This window comes from Burkholderia thailandensis E264 (assembly GCF_000012365.1).
Classification (GTDB): domain Bacteria; phylum Pseudomonadota; class Gammaproteobacteria; order Burkholderiales; family Burkholderiaceae; genus Burkholderia; species Burkholderia thailandensis.
Genome location: NC_007651.1, coordinates 3,134,404 through 3,151,428 on the forward strand (window position 1 = coordinate 3,134,404; position 17,025 = coordinate 3,151,428).

Consider the following 17,025-nt stretch of genomic DNA (forward strand, 5'->3'; position numbering starts at 1 on the left):
GCCCGGCCAGATTCGCTCTGCCGGGCTTTTTTGTTTTCGGAGCAAACCATGACGACACCTCATCCTGAACCACCTCGTGCACGTAAGCCCGCACTGAAGCTCGTTAAGACACAGGAGCTGAGCCGCGACGACTGGCTCGCCGTGCGCAGAACCGGCATCGGCGGATCGGATGCCGCCGCTGCGGTCGGCCTCAACCCCTACATGAGCGCCCTTGAGTTATGGCTCGACAAGACCGGACGTGCCGACGGCCTTCCTCGTCCCGATCCGGACGATACGACGTCGCCGACGTATTGGGGAACGCTACTGGAGCCGATCGTTGCGGCGTCGTACACGAAGCAGACCGGCAACCGGGTTCGACGCGTGAACGCCGTGCTGCGACATCCCTCGATCCCTTTCATGTTGGCGAACATTGATCGCGAGATCGTCGGCGTTCCGGACGTACAGATTCTCGAATGCAAGACGGCTGGCGAGTTCGGTGCGCGGCTCTGGCGAGAAGGCGTACCGGAGTACGTGCAGATCCAGGTCCAGCATCAATTGGCGGTAACCGGCAAGACGGCGGCGCACGTCGCCGTGCTGCTCTGTGGTCAGGCGCTCGAAGTGCATCGGATCGACCGGGACGATGCATTGATCGGTCGGCTCGTCGAACTGGAAGCACGGTTCTGGCGATATGTGGAGGCCGATACGCCTCCGTCCGCCGACGGAACGGAGTCGGCCGACCGCGCGCTGCGGCACCTCTATCCGGGAAATGGCGAAACGGTCGACTTCAGCGATGACCATCGCATGTCGGCCGTGTTCGCCGATCTGGTTGCCGTACGTGCCGAGATCGAGACGCGCCAGCAGCTCGAAGCGCAGTTCAAGCAAACAATCCAGCAGGCGATGGGTGACGCAAACCGGGCCGTATTCCAGACCGGCGCCGTGTCGTTCAAGCGCAGCAAGGATTCGTCTGGCGTCGATCTGGCGCGATTGCTGGCCGATCACCCCGAGTTCGAAACGCAGTACGCCATCTCGAAACCGGGTTCCCGGCGTTTTCTCGTTTCCACCTGATTCCAATCCCCATGACCAACCTCGAATGTCTCACAGAGATCATGACGTTCTCGCGATACGGCGCGCTCGCGCAAGCGTTCGTGATGGATGCGCTCAGCCAGCACGCGGAGCGCGTTGCAACAACATCACTCGATCAGTTGCAAGTCAACCCAATGGTCAGTGCTCGCGCCTGGCAGGGCGTCGCCCTGGAAATCCACACGAAGCTCGAAGCCCATTTCGCTCGATAGGCGGTACGGCACGCGCGGTTTCCCCTCCCGCTTCATTCCCTTCAGTTTACGTATACAGGAGAAGTCTGATGTTGAAAGGGCTGAGTATCACTCCACCAGTCATAGGTCGCATCTCGATCGGACGCATTGTCGAGAAGAACGGCAAGCGCGTTCCCGAGAAGGACGACCAGTTCACGTTAACGACGCAGGTCCAGCAGCGCGGCGAATGGATGCTGCACCCGCTGAACGAAACACTGCGCAAGGCAACGGCCGGCAAGCTGCGCGCAATTCCTATTCGTGTGCTGTTCAACGATCCCGATCTGAACCTGCGGGCGGAATACTCGCTGTTCGATCGCGATAACGGTCGGCCTGTCTGTGTCGGTAACGGCGAATCGTGTCGGCGTGTGACGAACGCCAGTATCGAAACCCTCCCCTGCCCGTCGCCTGATGGCTGCGCATTCGGTCGTCAGGGCAATTGCAAGCCCTACGGTCGGCTGAATGTGATCATCGGGGACGACGACGAGATGGGCTCGTTCATCCTGCGCACGACGTCCTACAACAGCATCCGGACGCTGGCTGCACGCCTGCATTACTTCCGTGCGGTGTCCGGCGACCTGCTCTCTTGCCTGCCACTGGAACTGAAGCTACGCGGGAAGTCGACCACGCAGAGTTTTCGGTCGGCAATCTACTACGTCGATCTGGGAGTTCGGTCCGGCAGCAAGCTCGAACAGGCGTTGATCGAAGCGAAGGAACTGGACACGCGCCGCCGGGCCGCCGGCTTCGATCAGGCTGCGCTCGATGCCGCAGCGCGCGCAGGGTTCGCCAACGGCGCGTTCGAAGACAGTCCGGACGAACAAGCGGCCGTGGCCGAAGAATTCTATCCGGGTACGACCAGCCCCGATACTGGTGACGGCCACACCGACGAAACGACCAGATCGCCATCGCCGACACTGCGCGACAAGCTTGAACGCAAGGCCGTGCTGCTCGGCGGCAAAGCCGCATGAGCACGCGTCGCTGGGCATTCGCCCTGGCGATCGGCGCAACCACCACCGCACTCTGCCTGTCGGTGCTCGCCGGCTGGCAACGCGGCGGAACGTTACCGGAACGGCTCATTTGGATCGCCATCGGCACGGTGCTCGTCACGAGCGCGCACCTCTTGCCCGCACTGATCCGCGAGATGCCGTTCGTCATTCGGGGCGTAGGTAGCCTGTTATGGGGCACGTCTCTGGTGATGGCGTGTTACGGCCACGCGGTGTTTTTCGCATTCGCCCAACAGCATGCCGGAGAGCAACGTGCGTCGACGGTGCAGGCGATCCCTGCTCCCTCACCCGCTCGCAGCCTCACCGTCGTCATGGCGGAGCGCGCCGCCGTGACGGCGCAGCTCGCCGCGGCGAACGCCCGTTACTGCGCCGGAAACTGCATCACGCTGGAAAGTCGTCGTGAGACGCTTACCGCCAAGGTCGCTGCACTGAACGCCGAGGCCGATGAGGTACGGCGCCAGCAAGCGGCGACGGATCGGGTCGTGGCGCGTCAAGACTCGTTACTCGCCGATCCGGTCACGTCACGACTTGCCGCGTTACTCGGGGTCACGACTGCCCGCGCCGACCTGCTGTCGGGATTGATGTTCGCCGCAGTCCTCGAAGGCGTCGCGTGCCTGTTGTGGGTCGTCACGCTTCGGTCGCCGTTACCGAAGCCGGCCTCAGTCGTAACCGGCATCGCGCCGTCAGCAGTCACGATGACGGCCGACGTGACTCAGCCGGAAGTCATACCGATCACGGACGTGACTGACGCGACTCAGCAGCCCGTCACTCCAGTCACAGCGAGTCACGACGACGAGACCGTTAGTCGCAATTCCGTGACTCCTCGTCACGACAGCACAACCAGCAGTCACGCGCCGCGCGACGACCCGATCGAGTTGTTACCGGCCACCGTTCCCATCGACGACCACCTGTCGCGACTCATTCGAGATGTCGAAGCCGGTCTCGTCCGACCAACCGTCGCCGACATACGACGTCACCTGGGCTGCTCCCAATCCCGCGCCACCCGCCTGCGACGCCAACTCGCCGAACTCGCCACAGCGGCATAACGGCCGGGCCTCGCGCCCGGCTTTTTCTTTCCGCCATCCGCCACAGGGAAGGTTCATGGATACCGTCACCGATCTCGTCAAGAGCATCAGCATTACCAACCTCGCCAACCAGCGCGTCGCCGTCGTCGAACGCGTGCGCGCCGCGCTCGACCTGCTCGGCGAAGCCCAAGCGCTCGCCAAGGCGGCGCATCTCGGATTCCCTCGACTCGTGCTCGACGAAAGCTACGGCTGTCGTGGCCGACCGACCGTGACCGGAGAATATGCGAAGCGCGACGAGGCAGAAGCCGCCATCGTGCGCCTCATTGACATACGCGGCTGGGATTACCTGCTGTCAGAGTCGGGCTTGCGCACCTTCATGGACGCGAAAGCCCGCGAAGAGTGGAGCAACCAGATTGCCGAAGGCGACGTGCCCGAACTGACCGCCGCCAACATCGAGGCGACCTTCGCGCAACTCTACGGCGCACGCGGCGACATGTTCGAACGTGGCGTGCTCCAGTGCTTCAAGCGGCTTTCGTGGGACTACAAGACCAATCAGCCTTTCAAGTTCGGCAAACGCATCATCGTCCGGTATCTACTCTCGCAAGGTAGCTCGAATTATCACGTCACGAACGAGCTGGACGATCTGACGAGGGTGTTCAGCGTGCTTGATGGCAAACCGGAGCCGGATCATCGGCATGGCATGTCGTCGCTCATCTCGGACGCGCAGAGCCAACGGAAGACAGAGGCCGAGCACGGCTATTTTCACCTGCGTTGGTTCAAGAACGGCAACGGGCATCTGACGTTCAAACGTGCTGATCTAGTCGACAGAATGAACCTGATTCTCGCGAAGCATTACCCGCACGACCTGGCATCCGAAGCCCGGTAGTTCCGGGACGCGTCCTGCGTCTCGTCTTTCCTCATCCATTCAGCGAATTCGGTATCCGGCTCATCCGGAGGCCTGTACTCGCCCGTTACCCGGAGTCTTTCGTGAATCTGCCTTCCACACAACACGCCGGTCCGCGCTTCAAGCTCGGCCGGATCTTCGCGACGCCCGCTGCACTGGAAGTCATCGCCGACGCGCACGTGTCGATCATCGACCTGTTGATCCGCCACATCCGCGGCGACTGGGGCGACCTCTCTGAGTCCGATCGCCAGCAAAACGAGTTGTCGATCGATGCCGGGCTACGCCTGCTGTCCAGCTACGTCCTGCCCGGCGGACACACCGTCTGGGTCATCACCGAATGGGATCGCTCATCGACGACGTTTTTGCTGCCTGGCGACTACTAGGCGTCATCGCGGCAGGGACGAGATCGGCGGGTTCAGCAGCGCGTCGATGAAGGTGTGCGGATCCGCGTCCAGCACCCTCAGGAAATCGAGCAATTCCACGACATCCACACGGCGAGCGCCGCTTTCCACCTTCGAGACGAAGGCTTGTGGGCGCCCGAGCCGGTCGGCGACGTCCTGCTGTAACAAGCCACGCTGTTTGCGCAGCTCGGCGAGCAGCGTCGCGATCCGCTGATAGCGGGGATCGTGGATTGGATGGGTCATGAAGAGATTCTAGATACGCATTTCGAATATTCTGTATCCGTATACGGTATATTCGGGAGGCTTACATGTTTCAACTGATTTGGCTGGGAGGCGGCGTCGTCACTGCACTGGCCGTCGTCTTCGACATGCGCCGGCTCGGCGCCCGCCGCGTCGGCTTGCCACCGATCGGATGGGGCGTTACGTCCGTATGTCTCGGTCCCATTGCGGGGGCGATCTATCTGAGCCGGCGGAGCGCAGCACGGCAAGCGTTGATTGACGCGGTTTGGGTACTCATCGGCGACCGGACCGTTCCCGATCAAGTCCGTCGGGAGCGGCTAATCGCTCTCGCAAACGTCGGCGTGGTCGGTCCGGTGATTTACCGAGCGTGCGCTGCGGTCCTGCATGCAGAACCGCCTGTCGAGGCGCAGCAGATCACTCCCGCTCCATCGCGGGTGACCGGCAACGACCTCAGCCGCCCCTTATAAGGAAAAACGATGTTGCAAACGACCAAAGACGTTCATCACCGCGGGGATGCTTACCTCAATCTGGCTTGCCCTGTATGTGGCAGTCTGCCGATGCCATATTTCGAGCGGGACGGTTACTACATCGATCGCTGCCCGGAATGCCGGTTCGTCTACGTCCGTAACGTACCGTCAGATGGGACGCTCGCCGCGTTCTATTCCGGCTACTACGGCGATGTCAACGAATTCGTGCCGGTCTCCCGGAAGCGGCTATCGAAGCGCTTCTCGAAATCGGTTGAGAACTGGTGGCATGCCCGCAACCTTGTTCGGTGCGCAGCGGGTCGGCGCAAGCTGCTGGAGATCGGATATGGCGAAGGGCACCTATTGATGGCGCTCAAGCAGACGCGGCGATTCGAGCTGCGAGGCATCGACTATGCGACCGGGCCGATGGCCTACATGAGCGCAAACGGAATTGATGTGGCGCAAGGCAGCCTGTTCGACCAGCACTATCCGGACAACCGATTCGAGTTCATCGTCGGTTTCCATGTACTCGAACATGTTCAGCATCTGGGCGAGTTCATGTCCGAAGTACGGCGCGTGCTTGCGCCTGCTGGCCGCGTGTACTTCGTCGTGCCGTGCGTCACGCATTTCTCCGCTGTCCGCCGCAGGCAGAACTGGAAGCACTTCGGCCCGCCCGGCCACCTCTGGTACTTCTCCGTGACGGCCATGAGGCGATTCATGACGGACCAGGACTTCAAGGTCGTGTCCGCTCACTGCATCTCGAACCGGACGCACCTGACCGTGCTGGCCGAAAAGACGTCGTAGTTCGGTGCCTGGGTTCTGGCAAACATCACCCTCGGATCGCCAGAACCGTTTCGCCGGCCGGTTCTCCGGTCGGTTTTTTTATTTGTGTGCCAGTCGAGCTGCGAGCGTTTCGACGATCGATACCAAGGTTTCTCGATCTTGCGGGCTCAGCTTCGTAAGCAACTGGCTGAGATGCCGAGCCTGATCGTCGGGCCGATGGCTGGCTTCCGTCAACAGGTCGGCGACATTGCACTGAAACACCTTAGCCAGTTGGACCAAACGAGCAACCGTCGGCATGACGATGCCGCGCTCAATGCGCGAAATCGCTTCATTCCCGACCCCGAGCTGCTCAGCTACGTCCTCCTGCGTCAGTTGGCTCTCCTCCCGACGCCGAGCAATCGCCTTGCCGACCCGCCGAGCGAGCCGCGTTTCTTCCGTATCCCGCATGTCCGCTCCCATTCCACCTAGATGGTTGGGCATCGACTTCTTGACATGAAGGACTTACAGGGTTGAGATTCATCGCTTTGAGTTGACACTCAACCGATTCCGCTTCCACATAAGAACAGGACCATCCACATGAAAGTACCGAACTACCGCTACTCGCTGATTCTTTCCAGTCTGATTGCGGCCCTCGCGTTGGGCGGTTGCAAAAACGACGTGCTGGATTACCGCAATGCCCAAATGGTGAATGGCAAGGTCTATTTAGGCAACGCGAACGAGCCGTTTTCAGGAAAATTGACGAATGTGCCAGACCAGGCGCTGTTGATCGACCAGGCTGGATTTCAGTTGACTGGCAAACTCGCCAGCATCGCACTTGCCGACAGCCTGCCTGCTGCCGAACGCAACGCACAGTCTTTCCTTGGAACATCGGGCGCCGCAGCACTGCTATTCGAGGCTTTGTGCGACGTCCAAATCAGCGACGGACTCCCCGACGGCAGGGCGATCTGCAAGACACCACAATCCGACGTTGTACGCATCGACACGTCGTTTAAGCACGGCTCGCTGGACGGGTCATTCGCCCTTTCAGGCGGACAAGGCAACGGTGTGCTGATGGAAGTCACGTTCCGTAACGGCCGCCCCGACGGAACACAAAAGATCTACAGCTGGACCAACCACAAGCTCATTCACACCTTTCCGTGGAGCAACGGTGTCGCATCCGGCGTTGAAGAGGCGTTCGACGCCAACACTGGCGCACTCGTGAAACGAGCTACGTTCGTCGACGGCAAATATGAAGGCGAGGTGGTCCACTACTCGCCCGACGGCAAGCAAGTCACGATCAAAGCGACCTACACCAATGGCCTGTTGAACGGCGCATACAAGGAATGGGGTATCGACGGAACACTCATTGCCGACAAGACCTACTCCAATAACGTTGAGGTAGGTGCAGACGGATCGAGCTTCGGTAGCTGGTAAGCGTGTCGGCAGCGCCGTCTTGACGACGGGATCTTGATGTCAGCTGTCGTCGCGGAGTTGATCAGCTATGGCCCACGGCATGAGCTGATCGACACGATTGATTGCGTGATCAGCAATGCGGGCAAGGACGAAGCGCAGATACGCCTCGGGATCGATGCCGTTGAGCTTCGCCGTTCCGATGAGGCTATAGATCGCGGCAGCGCGCTCGCCGCCGGAGTCGGCACCGGCGAACAGGTAATTCCGCCTCCCGATGGCCACTCCACGCAACGCTCGCTCGACCGGCAGGTTATCGATCTCGAGTTGGCCGTCGTCGCAATAGCGTGTGAGCGCTTCCCATCGGTTCAGCGCATAGAGAATCGCCCGACTCGTATCGGATTTCTTTGAGAGTGTCTCCAGCGTGGCGGTGAGCCAGGCGTGAAGCTGACTGAGAAGCGGTCGGGCATGTGCTTCTCGATACGCACGACGCTCGTCGGGCGGTTTGCCGCGTATCGCGTCTTCGATCTTGTACAACGCACCGATACGCTCGAGCGCTTCGGTATTCAATGCGTTCGGGCGCGCAGCGTGTAGCTCATAGAACTGGCGTCGGGCATGCGCCCAGCAGGCAGCTTCCCTCACGCGTCCGGTCTCGTAGATAGCCTGGTAGCCGCCATAGGCGTCCGCTTGCAGCGTGCCGCTGAACGTCTCGAGATGTTGTTGCGGATGGATGCCTTTGCGATCCGGCGTGTAAGCGAACCACACCGCTGGCGGCGTCATATCGGCTGACGATCGATCGTCACGCACATAGACCCACAAGCGGCCAGTCTTCGTCTTGCCGTTGCCCGGTTCGAGCACTGGGACCGGCGTGTCGTCGGCATGCAGCTTCGTCCCGGTCATCACATGACGGCGTAATGCATCGACCAGTGGTTGTAAAAGCGTCGCGCCGTGGCCGACCCACTTCGCGAGCAACGAGCGGTCGAGTTCGACGCCTTCACGCGCATACATGACCGACTGCCGATACAGCGGGATGTGGTCTGCGAACTTCGAGACCAGCACGTGCGCGAGTAGTCCAGGGCCCGCCAGGCCGCGCTCGATGGGACGACTCGGCGCTGCTGCTTGCGCGATGTGATCGCAGCACGCGCAGGCGAACTTGGGCCGCACATGACGGATTACGCGGAAGCTCGCAGGTACATATTCAAGTTGTTCGGAGACGTCTTCGCCTAGCAGCTTGAGCTTGCCGCCGCATTCCGAGCACGTCTCGGTCGATTGCGGCAAGTGCGTTTGCTCTTCACGTGGCAGATGCTCGGGCAGCGGCTTGCGAGGCGACTGTTCCGGCGCGGTACGAGGTGTCTTCGGGATTTCGATCGGAGCCGCGCCTTCGTCCGCTTCGAGTTCTTCCAGACGCAGTTCGAGTTGTTCGATCTGACGATCGAGCTTCTCCGACTTGCGACCGAACTGCATGCGGCGCAGCTTCGCAATCAGCAGCTTCAGATGCTCGATCTCTGCCTTGGCGGTGGCGTTCGCCGCCTTGTGCGATTCGACTACGTCCTCGAGATGCCCAATGCGAGCATCGCGCTCGAGCAGCATGGCTTTGAGCGCTTCGATGTCGTCCGGATAGGCGTTGGCCGCGGTCATGCCGGCAGTTTACGCGGCGGCCGACGGGTTTACAACGCCGATGTCGGCTCGGTCGTTCGTATCGGCTGGCGCCAGTCGATACCTTCGAGCAGCATCGACAGTTGGGCTTGGCTCAGGCAGACAACGCCACCGTCGGCGCGTGGCCAAACGAATCGGCCCCGTTCCAGGCGTTTCATCAGAAGACACATGCCGTCGCCGCTCCACCACAGCACTTTGACCAGATCGCCGCGCTTGCCTCGGAACACGAACACGTGACCGCTGAAGGGATCGCGTTCCAATACGGTCTGGACCTTCGCGGCCAAGCCGTTGAAGCCTGAACGCATATCAGTCACACCCGCGGCCAGCCAGACCTTTGTGCGGCTGGGCAGCCCGATCATGCTGCCGATTCCGGTGTGTTGCGCAACATGCGCAGCACCAGCCGCAACGTGCCCTCGTTGGGCGAGCCCTCGATCCGCACACGAGTGTTACCGACGTTGATCTCTATGGCGCCCATCGCGGCAGCGCCGATCACCGGCGTCGGCGCCACGGTCGCAGTCGGTCGCTCGATCTGTGGCGCTGGCGCTTCCAATGTGACCGGCAAAAATCCCACAGAATCGTATTCGCCGGCACGCAACGCGCGACGCCATTTGAATAACAAGTTCGTGTTCACCCCGTGTTCCATCGCCAGCCGCGCTACGGATACGCCCGGTTCGCAGGCCAGCTTGGCGAGTTTCCGTCGAAATTCGACGGGGTGATTAGGAATGCCTTTGCGTGAAGTTCTCTTCGGTGCTTCTGTTGACACTGTGGTCCCCGCTACTCGCCGTGGTGGGGTCTACTCTGGCAACATTCATTCACACCGTCGAGACGGTACCGGCGACTCGCTTACTTTGCACCGTCTCTCGATGAAACTCGCGGACGTACCATGCAAGCCACTGCACTACGATAGCCCGGCACAACGGATACGCCAAGCTCTCGTAGGGAACGAGCCACCGAGTCGATAACGAAGATGCCCGCACTTGAAATCACGCTCGACGGCGTAACGGTCGCTACGGTTACTCGGATGTCAAACAAGGCCGATTCACAGCATGCTCTTCCGGCTTCCCCGACCGCCAATCATTGTCGACCGTGCGCCCATCAATCGAATCAGATCGAGGGTAAAAGTTAGGTCAGGGTCGCACCATCACCGTACTTTTCCGCTTCGAGCCTGAGGCGACGTTCGCCCAACAACTCGCCGTCGAACATCCAGTAGCCTGGCCCGCTTGCAGCCGGCGTCTTATAGCCCATGGCATGAAGGGCCTTCAAGGCAGCCGCCGAAAGGCTCATGACTTCGCCGTCAAACAGTAGCTTTCCGCCGTCCACTACGATGCCCGTGACAGACTCGTCACGTGAAAATGTCAAGACATCACCTGACTTGATGCCGATCGCGTCCAGATTGAGTTTCGAACGACGTGCCTTGACTTTGTCGAGGGCCTGCTGCTCGTCTTTATCGATCTCTGCGACGCCGAGCGCAATCTCTTTGAAATCTCCTATACTGATAGCTAGAACCGCCTTTTCGGGGTCCAGCTTGAAAAACTCACGCTTCGGATTCAGACGAACATCTCCGAAGAGTTGGTGCAGAATTTTCTCGAGCTTTACGTGGTCAGGCACTTCAGCCGCAAAGTAGCACTCGAAAGGCAACGGTACGCCTGAATGGGCACTCAGTTGGGAAATTCGGGCTTCGACGCTATCGGCAGTCATTCCAATCTTGATCAGACCCGGCATAGCTTCATTGGTAAGGATATAGACAATCTGCGGCACGTTGATCCTTAGTTCTTTTACAGAGTTGCCAGTAGGCCAGCACCTAACTAACAGAGCTTGAAAACGGCGGCCAAGTTATCACTCACGCGCGATGCAGCTCACATGTGAATAACGCATCGAGGAAACGCACACCTAGGTTGTTGCTTGCAAATCGTCAACGAGCTGGTCCTTCGTTGACTGGTTAAACAAGTCACGCCTGAGCTTTAGCTGCTCCAAAAGAAACGCATTAGCGAGTTCAAACGAATCAAGGAGGGTATACCAATTCAGCACGTAGCGCTTCATGCGAGGGTCATCACTGACGAGCCCGAGTTCCCCTCGGGCAATTTGCCCGCGCAGGCGACTCGGAATCTCGGTATCAGTCGATGAAATTTTCCTGCCGATCAAGATCAATTCGAAGTGCATCTTCTCACTTCCGAACTCAGGATGCTTCTTGATGATGTTCGCGTAGTCATCAAGCTGGCGCAAGTGCTTTACGTTAAGCGAAATGCCCGGCCGCTTAATCTCAATGATCACGCAGCGATAAATCTGCTGCCCGTTTGGTGCGATCGTGGGCACGCGACGCGCAAGAAATAGGTCTGTTTGACGTCGCGCGCCCGCGATGTCGGCTTGCTCATCGTCTACATCGTCCGCACCAATGTTATCGATCTGCGGAATCTTGTTGCGTAGATCCTTAGCGATCTTCGTAAACGTATCTTCCTCAGCTCCAAGCGTCTCATAACCGGGTCCAAACAACCATGTGTTGTTCTCGATGATCTTCTGCAGATCCGGTGTTTCAAGGACGTCCCGATAATGATCGTTCATTAACGCGCGAAGCTTCGAGGCTGCGGTCTGACGACGCTGCAAGATCTCAATGGTCGCAATGATATTTTCCAGCGTTGTCTGTTTGAGTTGATCCGCGAGTGACTTAATTGCCCCTTCTTCTAGGTCGAGTACGCTGTTGAGCACATCAAATAGAGAGTCATTCTCGTTGGAAACCGCCAGCCGATCCAGAAGGCGGATAATGATTTTTCGTTGCTTCTTGCTAGCCGCATTGAACACCGAAGGATCTGCAACGTATATCGACGTGATCAGTTGCTTCGTATTGTCAAAGCGCCATGATCGCTCGTCTGGAGGCAATTCCACATATGTCGGAAACAAACCATCGTCAACGTATTTTTCGACTTCTACTGCCGCCTTCTTCCGAAGAAATTGGTCGTACACGGTTTGCGCCAAATCGCCGACCTGGCGCAAAAGCTTCTTCCACTCTGCGGCATTGGGCGTATGCGCATCAGGTTGAAATAAATTCTCATCATGAGCAAACGTATCTGCCCATGGAGAACTGATATAAATACTGGTAAAGAAACCAGCCTTATTGTTGAGTGCGCTAAGCTGTTTGTAAACGATTCTGCCAGCGGAATCCAACAGATATGTGTACGACTTCTCCGAACTAGGTCTCTCGTCCCAGCGGATCACCTGCACGTCAAATGCATACTTACCAGGGGTAAGGATCTGCTGGGTAATTTCGTTGCTCGGGACAGGGATTAGCCCACCATTCAACTTCAGCGTCTTCGACGGGTGCAGGGCAAGAAACCACCCGAATTCAACCGCGAACTTCGCGCGTAGCTCATCAGCCCCAGGGAGCTGACACGAGAATTCCGACAACTCGACCAAAGTGCCTTTCGCTTGCTCGCGCAAGGCCGAGCATTGCGTCTCGTCGGACACAAACTGGGCGCGGTAGTCCTTAATCGTCATGGCGTCGATGGCGATTCGCGCCTGCCCATAGGCGGACTTGGTGTGCCAAGTCGCGAAGCGGCAAATACGATGAAAGGAGAGCCGACCGCGGCCGTGCGCACCATGCTGCGCTGCGTCCTCACGCTTGTGGGAGTCGTTAAATCGGCCAAACGTGTGCTTCAGAGTTGTCGGATCGATACCGTCGCCGTCATCCAGAATACGCACAGTTGCCAAGGCGCTCAGACTGTTGAGCCGAACGTCCACTTCCACTAGATCGGCCTTGGCATCGAATCCGTTCCAGACGAGTTCGAACAATGGCTGCCAAGGCTCGATGCTCTTGAAATGTTTCTTAATACCCTCGTTGCCGATTTCCGTGGTACCGGAGAGGTCGATATTTGTTGTCATGGTGACCTTTTGCAAATTTTCATGACTTCGCCCCTATGGCGCCGCGGGGGCGGCGAAAGCCCATTTCACTAACCGTAGACGTTTACGAAAGTACGCCGACAATATCAAGATCTGAACCACGCCCGCTTGTATTGCCGGTGGCTCCTATACACACGTCAGTCACCATGTGATGTCGCCCCGCCACGCGAAAACACCCACCCTGACGACAGCGCCTCGGCCTGTTGTAGTACCGTCTGCACGGCGGAATACTGCAAGTCAGGAGGATAGCCATATTTTCGCAAAATCCGCTTCACCAACACCCGCATCCGCGCTCGCGCTGACTCGCGATGAGCCCAATCCACTGACACGTTTTCTCTAAGGCTCACCAAGAGCTCGTGAGCGATCAACCGAAGCTTGTCGTCGCCCATCATCTGCACTGCACTGTCATTCTCGGCCAGAGCATCATAGAAAGCGATCTCTTCGTCAGATAGCCCTGACTCCTCGCCCCGCTTACGGGCAGCCCGGATGTCCTTGGCCAATTTGATCAGCTCCTGCAGCACTTCGGCCGTCGTGATCGCATTGGCATGATAGCGCGCCACTGCGTCTTCCAAGCGCTCTGAGAATGCCCTGGTCTGTACGACGTTAGCTTTGCTCCGCGAGCGGATGCCGTCATTGATCAACTTGCGCAACGCCTCCAGAGCGAGATTCTTTCGCTCCATCCGCTGAACCTCCGCGAGAAACTCGTCGGACAGGATGGAGATGTCCGGGCTCTTGATTCCCGCTGCGGCCAGGATGTCGACGATCTCGGTCGAGACCACTGCGCGGCTCACGATCTGTTGGATGGCCAACTCGCGCTCTTGCTCGGTGACACCTGAGCCCGTCGCGCTCTTGACCAACGCGGCTCGAATAGCCTGGAAGAAGCCAACTTCCTCCCGAATTTCGCGGGCCTCGTCGGATGCCGATGCCAGTGAGTACGCCTTGGACAGCGCGAGCACTGCATCTTGATAGCGGCGATGAGCGTTCTTTTTGCCACCCTCTGTTTTCTCCTTCGCTGCCAGCCTCTGCTGCAAGTCGAGAAGCCACTCGATCGCTCCCGCCATCATCGCCAGACGCTCCTGTGGTGTCCCGGTCAGCGCCGAGGCGTAGTCGAAGCCGTGATACATGTCCCGGACGACCTCGTACTTCTCCATCATCACCGCGATGGCTTGCGCCTCGTCGACGCCGGTGTTGTCCTGATCGTTCTTCGAGTACTGCTGCAGGGCCGACTTCAGGTTTTGCGCAATGCCGATGTAGTCCACGATCAGTCCGGCTGGCTTGTCGCGGAACACCCGGTTCACGCGTGCTATCGCCTGCATCAAGCCGTGCCCATGCATCGGCTTGTCCACGTACATCGTGTGCATACACGGTGCGTCAAAACCGGTCAGCCACATATCCCGCACGATCACCAGTTTGAGCGGGTCTTTCGGATCACGGGCACGCTTGGCCAGCTGGTCGCGCCGTGCCTTGTTGCCAATGTGCTGCTGCCACTCTTGCGGATCGCTCGCCGCGCCCGTCATCACGATCTTGATCGCACCAGCGTTGTCATCGGCGCTGTGCCAGTCCGGGCGCAGCTTGACAATCTCGTCGTACAACTTTACGCAAATGCGGCGACTCATACACACCACCATCGCTTTGCCATCGAGGGCAGCCACACGATCGTCGAAGTGGGCGACCATGTCCTTGGCCACCAGCGCCAGACGCTTGTCGCTGCCGACCAGGGTTTCGACCGTTGACCACTTCTTCTTAAAACGCTCTTGGTCTGCCTCGGAATCTTCCTCGGTCAAATCTTCAACCTCGGCGTCGATCTTTGGCTTCTCGTCCTCATCGAGTTCAATGCGTGCCAGCCGAGACTCGTAGTAGATCGGCACAGTCGCACCGTCTTCGACCGCGCGACTGATGTCGTAAACATCGATGTAGTTGCCGAATACCGCCGGGGTGTTAACGTCGTCCGCCTCTATGGGCGTGCCTGTAAAGCCGATGAAGGATGCGTTCGGCAGAGCGTCCCGCATGTACTTGGCGAAGCCATAGGAAATTTCGCCGGTCTTTGTGTCCACCTTGGCCTTGAAGCCGTATTGACTGCGGTGCGCTTCATCCGCAATGACGACCACGTTACGTCGTGTGGTGAGCGGCTCAGCGAGCTCGCCAAACTTCTGCAAGGTAGTAAAAATCACGCCGCCCGACGCTCGGCTCAAGACCTTCTGCAGATCTTCGCGACTTTCGGCCTGCACCGGCGTCTGCCGGATCAAGTCGCGGCACATCGAAAACGTTGAGAACAGCTGGTCATCAAGATCGTTCCGGTCGGTCAGCACCACTAGCGTCGGGTTGGCCATTGCCGGGTGTTTGACGAGTTGCCCGGCGTAAAACGCCATCAGCAGGCTTTTTCCGGAACCTTGCGTGTGCCAGATCACGCCGACTCGTTTGTTGCCCTCCGGAGAGGAGGCCGCCACCGTACTGTTGACCGCATGTCGCACCGCGTGGAACTGGTGATAGCCCGCAATGACCTTAGCCAGCCCAGAACCGGTTTCACCGAAAGCCGTGAAATGACAGAGCAGATCCAGGAGGCGGCGATGCTCGAACACGCCCTCGATCAGCGTCGAGAGCTCCGGCGCACCTTTTGGTGCGACGTCCGTACCGTCGGTGGTGCGCCATGGCATGAAGCGCTCGAGGTCTGCCGACAGCGACCCCACTCGTGCCGTAATGCCATCCGACGTCACCAGCAGTGCGTTGGTATTGAAGAGCGCCGGAATCTGCTTCTTGTAGGTCTGCAATTGGTTGAAAGCCCCGACCAAGGTCGCATTGCCACTTCCAGGTGCCTTTAACTCGACCACGCCGAGCGGTAGCCCGTTCACGAACACGACAACATCGGGACGTCGGTTGTAATGCCCAGCAACGACTACAAATTGGCTCACGGCCAGCCAGTCGTTCTGCTCCGGTTGTTCGAAGTTGATGAGCGCGACCTTACCCGCCGTCAGAGTGCCGTCGTCGGCGTAGTACTCAACGTCCACCCCTTCGATCATCAGCTTGTGGATGCGGCGGTTTTCCTCGAGCAGCGATGGCAATTCGGACTGCATCACACGGCGCGCGGCGTCTTGCCGGGCCTCCAATGGGAGACCGGGGTTGAGACGAGCAACAGCGTCCTCGAATCGCTTCTTGAGCACAACCCCATCGTGACTCTCGCGTTCCGGGCGGTGTCCATCGGGGCCGATGTCCTCCTCACGTTCGATGCTGTAGTCGAGCGCGCGCAGCTGATCAAGTAGCGCTTGCTCTACAGCGGCCTCCGACAGAAATGCCATTACTGCTCTCCTTGTTGTTCGATTGGCTCCCCGACTGTAGCCGCTGCCCCGCGTGCAGCATTCAGCGCTTCGACGTAGGCATCCCGATCCAATTGGTACAGTAGTCGGCTGACCTCGATTTTAAGCGGCAGATCATCGCCCGCCGGCAGCAGAAAGCGCAAGGTCGGAGAATCGTCATCTTCGGCATCCACAGCCAAGCCGATATGCTCGTCGATTAGCGCGTTATCCGCCGCGAATCGCTCCCATGGCTCACGAGAGCTGAGCGGGTCAAGTTGTGCGTTCAAATAGGATTGGTGCAGGAAGGCCACAACCGCGTCCGCCGCCAACACTGCCGCACGGCGGTGATAGACAGTCAAGACTTGGATAAACCCATCTTTCCCATGGCTCAATGGTCCGCCGTCATTTCTAAGCACACGGAGGGAATCTGCCAACCCGTTATGATGCTTGATCAAATCAGCAAATTTTCTATGCCGGATGTCGCCAAGCTTTAAGACCCGGGTTGCAATTGAAACCCATTCAGTTATAGGTGCATCATCTTTTTGTGGCTTTAGTGGTGACTTTCGATCGTCGAGCTCATCGACAATTACCCGACAAACACACTCCACTATTCCCTTCGCGGCGTCAATAGACGCATCGCTTCCACTTTCTAAACTCGCTTGTAGCGCTGCGAATGTGTGCTGAAGCATCATTGC

18 protein-coding genes are annotated in these 17,025 nt (G+C 58.9%); 9 read left to right on the top strand and 9 right to left on the bottom strand.

The genetic code is table 11. The annotated features are described in order from the left end of the window. Positions 1-48: 48 nt before the first annotated feature. The 6 genes from BTH_RS26100 to BTH_RS26125 all read left to right on the top strand — a co-directional run bounded on the left by BTH_RS26100 (position 49) and on the right by BTH_RS26125 (position 4,602). Positions 49-1,044: a YqaJ viral recombinase family protein gene (locus tag BTH_RS26100; protein WP_011402467.1), complete on the top strand. Its 996-nt coding sequence runs from the start codon at positions 49-51 to the stop codon at positions 1,042-1,044. A gap of 11 nt (positions 1,045-1,055) precedes the next feature. Beyond that, positions 1,056-1,271: a hypothetical protein gene (locus BTH_RS26105; RefSeq protein WP_009891828.1), complete on the top strand. Its 216-nt coding sequence runs from the start codon at positions 1,056-1,058 to the stop codon at positions 1,269-1,271. A 68-nt stretch (positions 1,272-1,339) separates the two neighbouring features. Continuing rightward, positions 1,340-2,254 (top strand): hypothetical protein, encoded by a 915-nt coding sequence (locus BTH_RS26110; RefSeq protein ID WP_009891830.1) that lies wholly within the window; start codon positions 1,340-1,342, stop codon positions 2,252-2,254. Beyond that, a complete protein-coding gene (locus tag BTH_RS26115) occupies positions 2,251-3,336 on the top strand; it encodes a hypothetical protein (RefSeq protein WP_009891833.1) in 1,086 nt (361 codons plus the stop codon). Before BTH_RS26110 ends, BTH_RS26115 begins: the two co-directional genes overlap by 4 nt. Before the next feature lie 55 nt (positions 3,337-3,391). Further along, positions 3,392-4,201: a DUF4942 domain-containing protein gene (locus BTH_RS26120; protein WP_009891835.1), complete on the top strand. Its 810-nt coding sequence runs from the start codon at positions 3,392-3,394 to the stop codon at positions 4,199-4,201. 101 nt (positions 4,202-4,302) lie between these two features. Beyond that, positions 4,303-4,602 carry a hypothetical protein gene (locus tag BTH_RS26125; protein ID WP_009891839.1) on the top strand — a complete coding sequence of 100 codons (300 nt, stop codon included), beginning with the start codon at positions 4,303-4,305 and terminating at the stop codon, positions 4,600-4,602. 3 nt (positions 4,603-4,605) lie between these two features. Here the strand turns inward: BTH_RS26125 and BTH_RS26130 are convergent, their stop codons facing one another. Next, positions 4,606-4,863 (bottom strand): helix-turn-helix domain-containing protein, encoded by a 258-nt coding sequence (locus tag BTH_RS26130; RefSeq protein ID WP_009891843.1) that lies wholly within the window; start codon positions 4,861-4,863, stop codon positions 4,606-4,608. Positions 4,864-4,928: 65 nt separating this feature from the next. Between BTH_RS26130 and BTH_RS26135 the strand changes: the two genes are divergently transcribed. Together BTH_RS26135 and BTH_RS26140 are read left to right on the top strand one after the other, a co-directional pair. Continuing rightward, positions 4,929-5,327 carry a hypothetical protein gene (locus BTH_RS26135; RefSeq protein ID WP_009891844.1) on the top strand — a complete coding sequence of 133 codons (399 nt, stop codon included), beginning with the start codon at positions 4,929-4,931 and terminating at the stop codon, positions 5,325-5,327. Positions 5,328-5,336: 9 nt separating this feature from the next. Then, positions 5,337-6,128 carry a methyltransferase domain-containing protein gene (locus tag BTH_RS26140; RefSeq protein ID WP_227739559.1) on the top strand — a complete coding sequence of 264 codons (792 nt, stop codon included), beginning with the start codon at positions 5,337-5,339 and terminating at the stop codon, positions 6,126-6,128. 78 nt (positions 6,129-6,206) lie between these two features. On the opposite strand, the gene BTH_RS26145 is transcribed toward BTH_RS26140, so the two are convergent. After that, positions 6,207-6,554 carry a helix-turn-helix domain-containing protein gene (locus BTH_RS26145; RefSeq protein ID WP_011402469.1) on the bottom strand — a complete coding sequence of 116 codons (348 nt, stop codon included), beginning with the start codon at positions 6,552-6,554 and terminating at the stop codon, positions 6,207-6,209. A 129-nt stretch (positions 6,555-6,683) separates the two neighbouring features. On the opposite strand from BTH_RS26145, the gene BTH_RS26150 reads away from it, so the two are divergent. Next, positions 6,684-7,520, top strand: coding sequence for a toxin-antitoxin system YwqK family antitoxin (locus tag BTH_RS26150; RefSeq protein ID WP_009891850.1), 837 nt, complete (start codon positions 6,684-6,686; stop codon positions 7,518-7,520). 39 nt (positions 7,521-7,559) lie between these two features. On the opposite strand, the gene tnpC is transcribed toward BTH_RS26150, so the two are convergent. The 7 genes from tnpC to BTH_RS26185 all read right to left on the bottom strand — a co-directional run bounded on the left by tnpC (position 7,560) and on the right by BTH_RS26185 (position 17,022). Beyond that, entirely contained in the window at positions 7,560-9,131 is a 1,572-nt protein-coding gene (gene tnpC, locus BTH_RS26155; RefSeq protein ID WP_009889500.1) for an IS66 family transposase, read from the bottom strand. A gap of 29 nt (positions 9,132-9,160) precedes the next feature. Further along, on the bottom strand, positions 9,161-9,508 hold the full coding sequence (gene tnpB, locus BTH_RS26160) for an IS66 family insertion sequence element accessory protein TnpB (RefSeq protein WP_011402470.1): 348 nt from the start codon (positions 9,506-9,508) through the stop codon (positions 9,161-9,163). Then, positions 9,505-9,912 (bottom strand): IS66-like element accessory protein TnpA, encoded by a 408-nt coding sequence (tnpA, locus tag BTH_RS26165; RefSeq protein WP_009888727.1) that lies wholly within the window; start codon positions 9,910-9,912, stop codon positions 9,505-9,507. Before tnpA ends, tnpB begins: the two co-directional genes overlap by 4 nt. A 359-nt stretch (positions 9,913-10,271) precedes the next feature. Further along, positions 10,272-10,907 carry a GIY-YIG nuclease family protein gene (locus BTH_RS26170; protein ID WP_011402471.1) on the bottom strand — a complete coding sequence of 212 codons (636 nt, stop codon included), beginning with the start codon at positions 10,905-10,907 and terminating at the stop codon, positions 10,272-10,274. A gap of 132 nt (positions 10,908-11,039) precedes the next feature. Then, the gene (locus BTH_RS26175; RefSeq protein ID WP_009891853.1) at positions 11,040-13,022 is read right to left on the bottom strand and encodes an ATP-binding protein; all 1,983 of its coding nucleotides are present in this window, start codon (positions 13,020-13,022) and stop codon (positions 11,040-11,042) included. A 155-nt stretch (positions 13,023-13,177) separates the two neighbouring features. Continuing rightward, the gene (locus tag BTH_RS26180; RefSeq protein ID WP_009891856.1) at positions 13,178-16,333 is read right to left on the bottom strand and encodes a type I restriction endonuclease subunit R; all 3,156 of its coding nucleotides are present in this window, start codon (positions 16,331-16,333) and stop codon (positions 13,178-13,180) included. Next, the gene (locus tag BTH_RS26185) at positions 16,333-17,022 is read right to left on the bottom strand and encodes an abortive infection family protein (protein WP_227739558.1); all 690 of its coding nucleotides are present in this window, start codon (positions 17,020-17,022) and stop codon (positions 16,333-16,335) included. The genes BTH_RS26180 and BTH_RS26185 overlap by 1 nt, the downstream gene beginning before the upstream one ends. Positions 17,023-17,025 lie beyond the last annotated feature (3 nt).

Bases quoted from the DNA above. Each gene is read 5' to 3' on its own strand.
- BTH_RS26120 (WP_009891835.1), top strand. From the start codon at position 3,392: ATGGATACCGTCACCGATCTCGTCAAGAGCATCAGCATTACCAACCTC.
- tnpC (WP_009889500.1), bottom strand. From the start codon at position 9,131: ATGACCGCGGCCAACGCCTATCCGGACGACATCGAAGCGCTCAAAGCC.
- BTH_RS26185 (WP_227739558.1), bottom strand. From the start codon at position 17,022: ATGATGCTTCAGCACACATTCGCAGCGCTACAAGCGAGTTTAGAAAGT.
- BTH_RS26150 (WP_009891850.1), top strand. From the start codon at position 6,684: ATGAAAGTACCGAACTACCGCTACTCGCTGATTCTTTCCAGTCTGATT.
- BTH_RS26140 (WP_227739559.1), top strand. From the start codon at position 5,337: ATGTTGCAAACGACCAAAGACGTTCATCACCGCGGGGATGCTTACCTC.
- BTH_RS26115 (WP_009891833.1), top strand. From the start codon at position 2,251: ATGAGCACGCGTCGCTGGGCATTCGCCCTGGCGATCGGCGCAACCACC.
- tnpB (WP_011402470.1), bottom strand. From the start codon at position 9,508: ATGATCGGGCTGCCCAGCCGCACAAAGGTCTGGCTGGCCGCGGGTGTG.
- BTH_RS26180 (WP_009891856.1), bottom strand. From the start codon at position 16,333: ATGGCATTTCTGTCGGAGGCCGCTGTAGAGCAAGCGCTACTTGATCAG.
- BTH_RS26100 (WP_011402467.1), top strand. From the start codon at position 49: ATGACGACACCTCATCCTGAACCACCTCGTGCACGTAAGCCCGCACTG.
- BTH_RS26110 (WP_009891830.1), top strand. From the start codon at position 1,340: ATGTTGAAAGGGCTGAGTATCACTCCACCAGTCATAGGTCGCATCTCG.
- BTH_RS26135 (WP_009891844.1), top strand. From the start codon at position 4,929: ATGTTTCAACTGATTTGGCTGGGAGGCGGCGTCGTCACTGCACTGGCC.
- BTH_RS26175 (WP_009891853.1), bottom strand. From the start codon at position 13,022: ATGACAACAAATATCGACCTCTCCGGTACCACGGAAATCGGCAACGAG.
- BTH_RS26130 (WP_009891843.1), bottom strand. From the start codon at position 4,863: ATGACCCATCCAATCCACGATCCCCGCTATCAGCGGATCGCGACGCTG.
- BTH_RS26145 (WP_011402469.1), bottom strand. From the start codon at position 6,554: ATGCGGGATACGGAAGAAACGCGGCTCGCTCGGCGGGTCGGCAAGGCG.
- BTH_RS26105 (WP_009891828.1), top strand. From the start codon at position 1,056: ATGACCAACCTCGAATGTCTCACAGAGATCATGACGTTCTCGCGATAC.